The sequence below is a fragment of the Acidovorax sp. JG5 genome, from assembly GCF_017939685.1.
In the GTDB taxonomy this organism is placed as follows: Bacteria; Pseudomonadota; Gammaproteobacteria; order Burkholderiales; family Burkholderiaceae_C; genus Acidovorax.
Genome location: NZ_JAGKSE010000048.1, coordinates 2,501 through 5,654, shown reverse-complemented (window position 1 = coordinate 5,654; position 3,154 = coordinate 2,501). Strand labels below are relative to the sequence as shown.

Here is a 3,154-nt window from a genome sequence, read left to right as displayed (position 1 = left end):
CCAAAGCAGAACGCCCCACTCAAAGTTTGAGTGGGGCGTTACTGGGCTGTAAGAGCCTGACGATGACCTACTTTCACACGGGAACCCGCACTATCATCGGCGCAAAGTCGTTTCACTGTCCTGTTCGGGATGGGAAGGAGTGGTACCAACTTGCTATGGTCATCAGGCATAACTTGGTGCTGGGCAGTTTTGTGAACTGCCTGGCGAATTCATAGAGTTTGGAATCAGATTTTATGTGTTTTGACTGCGTCAACTTGGCATAACAATCTTTGAGCTTTGCACACAAACATCACTGCTTGATGTGTTGGCTATCAAAGTTATAGGGTCAAGCCTCACGAGCAATTAGTATCAGTTAGCTTAACGCATTACTGCGCTTCCACACCTGACCTATCAACGTCCTGGTCTTGAACGACTCTTTAGGGGGCTCAAGGCCCCGGCAGATCTCATCTTGAAACGAGTTTCCCGCTTAGATGCTTTCAGCGGTTATCTCTTCCACACTTAGCTACTCGGCAATGCCACTGGCGTGACAACCGATACACCAGAGGTGTGTCCACTCCGGTCCTCTCGTACTAGGAGCAGGCTTCCTCAAATCTGCAGCGCCCACGGAAGATAGGGACCAAACTGTCTCACGACGTTTTAAACCCAGCTCACGTACCTCTTTAAATGGCGAACAGCCATACCCTTGGGACCGGCTACAGCCCCAGGATGAGATGAGCCGACATCGAGGTGCCAAACACCGCCGTCGATATGAACTCTTGGGCGGTATCAGCCTGTTATCCCCAGAGTACCTTTTATCCGTTGAGCGATGGCCCTTCCATACAGAACCACCGGATCACTATGTCCTGCTTTCGCATCTGCTCGACTTGTCAGTCTCGCAGTTAAGCACGCTTATGCCATTGCACTATCGTCACGATGTCCGACCGTAACTAGCGTACCTTCGAACTCCTCCGTTACGCTTTGGGAGGAGACCGCCCCAGTCAAACTGCCTACCATGCACTGTCCCCGATCCAGATAATGGACCTAGGTTAGAACCTCAAACACACCAGGGTGGTATTTCAACGTTGGCTCCATGAGAACTAGCGTCCTCACTTCAAAGCCTCCCACCTATCCTACACAGATCTGTTCAAAGTCCAATACAAAGCTACAGTAAAGGTTCATGGGGTCTTTCCGTCTTTCCGCGGGGAGATTGCATCATCACAAACATTTCAACTTCGCTGAGTCTCAGGAGGAGACAGTGTGGCCATCGTTACGCCATTCGTGCAGGTCGGAACTTACCCGACAAGGAATTTCGCTACCTTAGGACCGTTATAGTTACGGCCGCCGTTTACTGGGACTTCAATCAAGAGCTTGCACCCCATCATTTAATCTTCCAGCACCGGGCAGGCGTCACACCCTATACGTCCACTTTCGTGTTTGCAGAGTGCTGTGTTTTTATTAAACAGTCGCAGCCACCGATTTTTTGCAACCCCGTTGGGCTCCCTCTGTACGAGTTCACCTACTTGGGGCATACCTTCTCCCGAAGTTACGGTATCAATTTGCCGAGTTCCTTCTCCTGAGTTCTCTCAAGCGCCTTAGAATACTCATCTCGCGCACCAGTGTCGGTTTGCGGTACGGTCGTGTGTAGCTGAAGCTTAGTGGCTTTTCCTGGAAGCAGGGTATCACTCACTTCGACTGCAAGCAGCCTCGTTATCACCCCTCATCTAAGCCCGGCGGATTTGCCTACCGGGCACGACTACAGGCTTGAACCAACATATCCAACAGTTGGCTGAGCTAACCTTCTCCGTCCCCACATCGCACTACACATCGGTACAGGAATATTGACCTGTTTCCCATCAGCTACGCATCTCTGCCTCGCCTTAGGGGCCGACTCACTCTACGCCGATGAACGTTGCGTAGAAAACCTTGCGCTTACGGCGAGGGGGCTTTTCACCCCCTTTAACGCTACTCATGTCAGCATTCGCACTTCTGATACCTCCAGCATCCGTTACCAGACACCTTCACAGGCCTACAGAACGCTCTCCTACCACGTGCAATAAATTGCACATCCGCAGCTTCGGTAACTGGCTTAGCCCCGTTACATCTTCCGCGCAGGACGACTCGATCAGTGAGCTATTACGCTTTCTTTAAATGATGGCTGCTTCTAAGCCAACATCCTGACTGTTTTAGCCTTCCCACTTCGTTTCCCACTTAGCCAATTTTAGGGACCTTAGCTGGCGGTCTGGGTTGTTTCCCTCTTGAGTCCGGACGTTAGCACCCGGTGCTCTGTCTCCCAAGCTGTACTCTGCGGTATTCGGAGTTTGCATAGGTTTGGTAAGTCGCCATGACCCCCTAGCCTAAACAGTGCTCTACCCCCGCAGGTAATACTTGAGGCACTACCTAAATAGTTTTCGGAGAGAACCAGCTATTTCCAAGTTTGTTTAGCCTTTCACCCCTATCCACAGCTCATCCCCTAGTTTTGCAACACTAGTGGGTTCGGACCTCCAGTACCTGTTACGGCACCTTCATCCTGGCCATGGATAGATCACTTGGTTTCGGGTCTACACCCAGCGACTGATTCGCCCTATTCGGACTCGATTTCTCTACGGCTTCCCTATTCGGTTAACCTTGCCACTGAATGTAAGTCGCTGACCCATTATACAAAAGGTACGCAGTCACCCCTAAGGGCTCCTACTTTTTGTAAGCATGCGGTTTCAGGATCTATTTCACTCCCCTCCCGGGGTTCTTTTCGCCTTTCCCTCACGGTACTGGTTCACTATCGGTCGATTACGAGTATTTAGCCTTGGAGGATGGTCCCCCCATATTCAGACAGGATTTCTCGTGTCCCGCCCTACTTTTCTCCAGCTTAGTACCACACGTCTGTTTTCGCATACAGGGCTATCACCTGCTATGGCCGGACTTTCCATCCCGTTTTGCTAACAGTCGTGCTATCACTAGAAGGCTCTTCCGATTTCGCTCGCCACTACTTTCGGAATCTCGGTTGATGTCTTTTCCTCGAGCTACTGAGATGTTTCAGTTCACCCGGTTCGCCTCGCATGACTATGTATTCATCATGCGATACCTCTTGCGAGGTGGGTTTCCCCATTCAGATATCTCCGGATCAATGCTTATTTGCCAGCTCCCCGAAGCTTTTCGCAGGCTATCACGTCTTTCGTCG

The 3,154-nt window shown here is 51.0% G+C and carries 2 rRNA genes (1 of these 2 only partly in view); both read right to left on the bottom strand.

From position 1 onward, the window contains the following. Positions 1-54: 54 nt before the first annotated feature. Positions 55-167: ribosomal RNA gene (rrf, locus tag J8G26_RS18935) — 5S ribosomal RNA — on the bottom strand. Positions 168-321: 154 nt separating this feature from the next. After that, a 23S ribosomal RNA gene (locus J8G26_RS18930) occupies positions 322-3,154 on the bottom strand; it runs 46 nt beyond the window's last position.